This window comes from Microbacterium album, assembly GCF_014643695.1.
GTDB lineage: Bacteria > Actinomycetota > Actinomycetes > Actinomycetales > Microbacteriaceae > Microbacterium > Microbacterium album.
This window is the reverse complement of the sequence record NZ_BMJY01000008.1, coordinates 65537-72046: the sequence shown is the minus strand read 5'-3', so window position 1 is coordinate 72046 and position 6510 is coordinate 65537. Positions and strand designations below refer to the sequence as shown.

At 71.9% G+C, this 6510-nt stretch carries 6 protein-coding genes; 5 read left to right on the top strand and 1 reads right to left on the bottom strand.

Features of this window, described 5'->3' with window-relative positions:
* Window positions 1–1040 (top strand): HNH endonuclease signature motif containing protein (locus IEX37_RS10400; RefSeq protein WP_194461745.1); only part of this gene is annotated, 1040 nt, incomplete at its 5' end.
* A gap of 13 nt (window positions 1041–1053) precedes the next feature.
* Here IEX37_RS10400 and IEX37_RS10395 read toward each other — a convergent pair.
* On the bottom strand, window positions 1054–3573 hold the full coding sequence (locus tag IEX37_RS10395) for a DEAD/DEAH box helicase (RefSeq protein WP_188756201.1): 2520 nt from the start codon (window positions 3571–3573) through the stop codon (window positions 1054–1056).
* A 114-nt stretch (window positions 3574–3687) separates the two neighbouring features.
* On the opposite strand from IEX37_RS10395, the gene IEX37_RS10390 reads away from it, so the two are divergent.
* The 4 genes from IEX37_RS10390 (at window position 3688) to IEX37_RS10375 (ending at window position 6503) form a co-directional block, all read left to right on the top strand.
* Entirely contained in the window at window positions 3688–3912 is a 225-nt protein-coding gene (locus IEX37_RS10390; RefSeq protein ID WP_188756200.1) for a hypothetical protein, read from the top strand.
* Between the two features lie 52 nt (window positions 3913–3964).
* The gene (locus IEX37_RS10385) at window positions 3965–5014 is read left to right on the top strand and encodes an MBL fold metallo-hydrolase (RefSeq protein ID WP_188756199.1); all 1050 of its coding nucleotides are present in this window, start codon (window positions 3965–3967) and stop codon (window positions 5012–5014) included.
* A gap of 100 nt (window positions 5015–5114) precedes the next feature.
* Complete coding sequence (locus IEX37_RS10380) at window positions 5115–5570, top strand: Cpe/LpqF family protein (RefSeq protein WP_188756198.1); 456 nt, start codon at window positions 5115–5117, stop codon at window positions 5568–5570.
* A 114-nt stretch (window positions 5571–5684) separates the two neighbouring features.
* Window positions 5685–6503: a serine hydrolase gene (locus IEX37_RS10375; RefSeq protein ID WP_188756197.1), complete on the top strand. Its 819-nt coding sequence runs from the start codon at window positions 5685–5687 to the stop codon at window positions 6501–6503.
* Window positions 6504–6510 lie beyond the last annotated feature (7 nt).

Below are 6510 nucleotides of genomic sequence, written 5' to 3'. Positions count from 1 at the left end.
TCGGCGAAGCGTTACGGGACGGTGCCCTGGGGCTCGATGCCGCCCACGAGATCACGACAGCACTGGGCAAGGCCCAGGATCGGGCCGACCCGGTCCAGTGGGACGCGGCCGAGGCCACCACGGTGGCCTACGCCACCGGCACCCTGGATGAGCAGGCGGGGATGATCCCGCCGACATTCGCGGAGGTCGAGGTCCACGCCCGCACCTGGGCGACCTACCTCGACCAGGACGGCCCCGAACCGGACGCGGAACGCGCTGCCCGGAACCGGGGCCTGACCCTGGGAGCGATTCGGGAGGGGGTCGTCACGCTACGGGGGGCCCTGCTCCCGGAGGTCGCCGCGGGGCTGCAGCGGCTGCTGGATGCGCACCTGAACCCGGCCGTCCGGTTCACCCCCACCCTCGACCCGGAAGACCGGGACGAGAACACCGCGTGGTCCTCGGACGAGGTGGTCGATGACCCGCGGACGAACGCCCAGAAGCGTCACGACGTGCTCGCGGTGATCATCCAGTCCGCCGCGAAGGCGGTGGAGACACCGACGCTCGGTGGTGCCGCCCCGACCCTGGTGGTCACCGTCGCTGAGGACGACCTCCACAACCCCACGGGGGCCGCACGGATCGACGGCACCCCGGTCCCGGCGTCCACCGCCCACCGAATCGCGTGCACCGGGGCCGTGCAGAAGGTCATCCACGACCGCACCGGCCGTATCGTCCGCCTCGGCACCCCCGAGCGGGTGTTCAACACCCACCAGCGCCGGGCGATCACCGCCCGCGACGGCGGGTGCGTGATCCCCGGGTGCACGATCCCCGCGGCGTGGTGTGAGATCCACCACGTCGACGAACACGCGAACGGGGGCCCCACGCATACTGACAACGGCGTGCTCGTCTGCTGGTGGCATCACCACAACCTCGACCACTCCGGGTGGGACATCCGCATGAGAGCCGGCACCCCGGTCGTCAAAGCGCCACCCTGGATCGACCGACGCGGGATCTACCGCCCCGCCCGCAACACCCTCACCCGACCGAGGGGTCCATCCGGGTGACGTGCACCGGTGGTTACAGGCGCACCACCTCCGTGACGCGCACGACGGCCTCGCCCTGCTCGTCCGACGCCGCCAGGTCGACCTCGGCGCGGATCCTCCAGTCGTGGAAGCCCTCGGGGTCGTCGATGATCTGCTCGACGGTCCACGTCTCGCGGCCCTCGGCGATGCGGCACAGTGACGGCGAGCGCGCCGCTCCCCCGGTGCTGATCGACTCGTGCTCGGCGTAGTACGCGTCGAGCGCCTCCGGCCATCCGGCGTCGGGATCCAGCTCGACGAGCTCCTCGTCGCGTTCGAGCGCGGCCAGCTGCACGCGGCGGAACAGCTCGTTGCGCACGAGCACCGTGAACGCGCGGCGGTTGGCGGTGAGCGACGGCGGCGCCGGGGGAAGGACGGGCTCGCCGGAGTGCGTGTCGATGCCCGCGGCGAGCGCTTCCCACTCGTCCACCAGGCTCGAGTCGACCTGCCGGACGAGCTCGCCGAGCCACGCGATGATGTCGAGCAGCTCCTCCGTGCGCGCCTCCGCGGGGACGGTCTGACGGATCGCGCGGTAGGCGTCGCTGAGGTAGCGCAGCACGAGGCCCTCGCTGCGGCCGAGCTGGTACCACGAGACGAACTCGGCGAAGCTCATGGCCCGCTCGAACATGTCGCGCACGACCGACTTCGGCCGCACCTCGAAGTCCCGCACCCACGGCTGGCTGGACGCGAACACCTCGAAGGCCTGCGCCAGGAGGTCCGCGAGCGGCTTCGGATACGTGACGTCCTCGAGCAGCGCCATCCGCTCGTCGTACTCGATGCCGTCGCGCTTCATGGCGCCGACCGCCTCGCCGCGCGCCTTGAACTCCTGCTGGCTCAGGATCGCGCGGGGATCGTCGAGGGTCGCCTCGATCACGCTGACGACGTCGAGCGCGTAGTGCCCGGTGCCGGCGGAGCCGGGGCCGTCGTCGGGATCGAGCAGCTCGATCGCGGCGAGCGCGAACGGCGACAGCGGCTGGTTGAGCGCGAAGTTCGGCTGCAGCTCCACGACGAGCCGGATGGAGCCGTCGTCGGTCCTCTCGACGATGCCGGCGTCGCGCAGGGTGCGGAAGATCGCGAGAGCCCGCCGCGCGAGCGCGTACCGCCGGGCCCGCGGCTCGTGGTTGTCGAACACGAGCGAGCGCACGTTCGCGAACACGTCCCCGCCGCGCGCGATGACGTTGATGAGCATCGCCGCCGTGATCTGCAGTTGCGGGGTCAGCGGCTCCGGCTCGGCCTGGACGAGCTTGTCGAACGTCGCCTCGCTCCAGGACACGAAGCCGGCGGGCGCCTTCTTCTTGGTGATCTTCTTGCGCTTGGCGGGGTCGTCGCCCGCCTTGCGCAGCGCCTGCTCGTTCTCGATCTCGTGGTCGGGCGCCATGACCACGACGTTGCCGTACGGGTCGTACCCGGCCCGCCCCGCACGCCCGGCGATCTGATGGAACTCGCGCGCGGACAGGCGACGCATCCGCGTCCCGTCGTACTTCGACAGGGCCGAGATCAGCACGGTCCGGATCGGGACGTTGATGCCGACGCCCAGCGTGTCGGTGCCGCAGATGACCCGCAGCAGTCCGCGCTGGGCGAGCGTCTCGACGAGGCGGCGGTAACGCGGCAGCATGCCGGCGTGGTGCACCCCGATGCCCGCGCGGACCAGCCGCGAGAGGGACTTCCCGAACGCGGTCGTGAAGCGGAACCCGCCGATGGCCTCGGCGATCGCGTCGCGCTGCTCGCGCGTGGCGACCTTGACGTTGGCGAGCGCCTGTGCGCGCTCCATCGCCGCGGCCTGCGAGAAGTGGACGATGTAGATCGGCGTCTCGCTCTCGGCGAGAAGGCTCTCCACCAGTTCGTGCGCGGCGCGGCGCTCATACGAGAAGTGCAGCGGCACGGGGCGCTCGGCCCCTGCGACCAGCGCCGTGCTCCGGCCCGTGCGGCGCGTGAGGTCCCGCTCGATCTCGGCCGTGTCGCCCAGCGTCGCCGACATGAGCAGGAACTGCGCGTGCGGCAGGAGCAGCAGCGGCACCTGCCACGCCCAGCCGCGATCCGCGTCGCCGTAGTAGTGGAACTCGTCCATCACCACCTGGCCGACGTCGGCGTCGGCGCCCTGCCGGAGCGCGAGGTTGGCGAGGATCTCGGCCGTGCAGCACACGATGGGCGCATCCGGGTTCACGGACGAGTCGCCCGTGACCATCCCGACGTTCTCGGCGCCGAAGATGTCCACGAGCGCGAAGAACTTCTCGCTGACGAGCGCCTTGATGGGGGCGGTGTAGTACGTGCGCCCGCCGCGGGCCAGCTCGACGGCGTGCGCCGCGATCGCGACGAGGGACTTGCCCGTGCCCGTCGGCGTGGCGAGGATCACGTTGGCACCGGAGACGAGCTCGATCACCGCCTCGTCCTGCGCCGGGTAGAGCGAGAACCCGCGCTCGGTGGCCCACGCGACGAACGCGTCGTAGACGGCGTCGGCATCGCCGTCCGTCGCGCGGACGCGATCGAGAAGGGATGCGGCGAGCGCGGAGGAAGCCATCCCCTCGAGTCTGCCGCATCCGGGCGCCCGGCGCGGGCGGTTCGCGTGGGAGCGGGATTCTCGGCGGCGCGCAAGCCCCTGTCGCTCGCCGCGTCGCGTGCCTAACGTGTGCGTATGGCTCTCGACACGATGCTTGCGGCGGACATCGAACAGCAGCTCAAGTCCATGGACGCGGCCGCCCGCGCCCAGTTCGTGCTCGATCTCGTCGACGTGGTCTACAACTACGTCACCTCCGACGCCGTGGGCGAGGAGCAGGTGAGCAGCACGGAGAGCGACGGGCTCGCGAAGGTGCGCGACGCGGCGCGCGAGCACGCCGCTTCCGCGCAACCCTCCGACTGACGGCCCCGCGCTCGCGCACGGCGGCGCGACGGCGGGCTGGCACGATGGAGTCGTGACCCTCGACCGCCCCGGCCAGCCCGACAAGCCCGACAAGCCCGGCCAGCCCGCGATGCAGCCGTACGGGCCGACGAGCGAGGCTCAGTACCGTTCGGCGCTCGCGCGCACGACCCCCGAGGTGGAGCGGGTGCGCGAGGGCGTGTGGGCGATCCCACTGCCCCTGCCCCGGACCGGGGTCGTCGAGAGCACCCTCTGCTACGCGCTCGGCGATGCGTCCGGAGGCGTGCACCTCGTCGATCCGGGGTGGGACACCGACGACAACCTCGCGCGCCTCGAGACAGCGCTGACGCACGCTGGATTCGCCCTCCACGACATCCGCTCGACCGTCTCGACCCACGCGCACCCCGACCACCTGGGCCTCGGCGGCCGACTGCAGCGCGAACGGGGCGTCCCGCTCGCACTGCACGGATCGGACCACTGGGCGGCGGGACCGCCCGACCGTGCCCACGCCGAGCAGGCGCTGCAGCGGTGGGGCGTGCCGACCGAGGAGCTCGAGGCCCTGCGCGCGGTGGGCCAGCCGGGCTCGTCCCGGCCGACCTTCGAGCCGTCGGTGCTCCTCTCCGATGGCGACGTCCTCGACATCCCCGGGCGCAGGGTGCGCGTGATCGCGACGCCGGGCCACACCGCCGGATCGATCTGTCTGCTCGACGAAGGCGACGCACTGCTGTTCTCCGGCGATCACGTGCTGCCGATCATCACGCCCGGGCTCGGCCTGGGCGGTTTCGGTCCCGAGGACGATCCGATCGGCGCCGCGCTCGATTCCTACGAGCGCATGGCGGCGTACGACGAGGTCGAGGTATGTCCCGGCCACGGCTACCGGTTCCGGGGACTCGCGGCGCGCGCGGCCGAGCTCGCCCGGCGGCATCGTCGACGGCGCGAAGAGATCGCCGGTCTCCGTCGTGAGCATCCCGACGCCAGCGTGTGGGAGATCGCCCGACGCGTCTCCTGGACGGACGGGTGGGGCGGCCTCACACCGTTCCTGCGCCGCTCGGCGCTCGCCCAGACGGAGCTGTTCCTCGCGCATCTGGAGCGGGCCGGTCGCTGATCGGCCGAACGAAACAGCGGTCAGTCTCCCCCTCGGGGCGGAGGCGCTCGGACCGGGCGGCCGGTAGCGTGAAGGAAACCGGAGCGGGGGAGGTAGCGGTATGTCGCGCCAGTGGATGAGGGGTCGTTGGGCACGAGCGGTCGCGGGCGCCGGCGTCGCGATGCTCGCGCTCACAGGATGCGCGGGAGGCGACGAGCCGCCCGCTCGGGACACCGAGACGGCGGAATCCGCGGAGATCGCAGACACCCCGGTCGGCATGAAGACGCAGTGGATCATCGACGTCCTCGAGGCGGACGAGGACACGACCGCGTCCGAGTGGGAGGGGGAGCTGCACGAGTCGTTCCTCGCCGAGGTCTCGGCACAGGAGCTCGCCGACCTCCTGAACGCGCAGATCCGCCCCGCCCGCCCCTTCACCATCACCTCCTACGAGGGCACCGACGAGCAGGCGGTCACCTCGATGCGGGGCACAGTCGGGGAGCCGTTCGACATGTCGGTCGCCGTGGACGCGGACGACAGGATCGTAGGCCTCTTCTTCGGCCCCGCCTCAGATCTCTGAAGAGAGTCGGAGTCGCTCGACGAGGTCGAGCGACGGCTCGCCGACCTGCCGGTCACGGTCCGCGCTCTCGTCCAGCGGACGCCGCCGGGCGGCGCACCGGAGTCGATCATCGCGATGGACCCGCACGCGCCTGCGCCCCTCGCATCGGCGTTCAAGCTCTACGTCCTGCACGCGGTCGCCGACGCCGTCCGCGCGGGCGAACTGACATGGGACGACACCGTGACGGTCACCGATGCGACCCGCAGCCTCCCCTCGGGCGAGCTGCAGGACGAGCCGGACGGCACTCGGGTGACGATCCGCGAGGCCGCGGAGAAGATGATCGCGATCAGCGACAACACCGCCGCCGACATGCTCATCCAGCACGTGAGCCGCGAGCGCGTCGAGGCGGCGGTCGCGGAGGCCGGCCACCACGATCCCGGCCTGATGCGGCCCTTCCTCACGACGCGCGAACTGTTCCAGCTCGGGTGGGGCGCTGACCGTGCTCCCGCACGCGCCTGGCGCGAGGGCGACGAGTCCGAACGCAGGTCCCTCCTCGAGCGCATCGGCGAGCTGCCCCTGGACGTCGAGGCAGCGGACGTAGCGGGCCCGGCGGTCTGGCCGGACGGCATCGACTGGTTCGCCTCGGCGGCCGATACCGCCGCTGTTCACCACGCCCTGCACGAGATGGACGATCCGACCGTTCGCGCGATCCTCGCGGAGAATCCCGGCATCCGCACCGACGGCGCCTGGCAGCACGTGGCGTTCAAGGGCGGCTCGTCCCTCGGCGTCCTCACGGGCAGCTGGCTCGGGGAGGCGACCGACGGCACGCTCCTGACCGTCGTCGTGCTCATGTCGAGCGAGGATCCGGCCGACCTCGCCTCGGCGCAGCGCGACCTGGTGGGCCTTGCCGAGGACGCCTTCCGCCTCGCGAGCGTCCGCGCGACCGCGCCGTAGCCGGTCG

Bases quoted from the DNA above. Each gene is read 5' to 3' on its own strand.
- IEX37_RS10375 (WP_188756197.1), top strand. From the start codon at position 5,685: ATGGACCCGCACGCGCCTGCGCCCCTCGCATCGGCGTTCAAGCTCTAC.
- IEX37_RS10395 (WP_188756201.1), bottom strand. From the start codon at position 3,573: ATGGCTTCCTCCGCGCTCGCCGCATCCCTTCTCGATCGCGTCCGCGCG.
- IEX37_RS10380 (WP_188756198.1), top strand. From the start codon at position 5,115: ATGTCGCGCCAGTGGATGAGGGGTCGTTGGGCACGAGCGGTCGCGGGC.
- IEX37_RS10390 (WP_188756200.1), top strand. From the start codon at position 3,688: ATGGCTCTCGACACGATGCTTGCGGCGGACATCGAACAGCAGCTCAAG.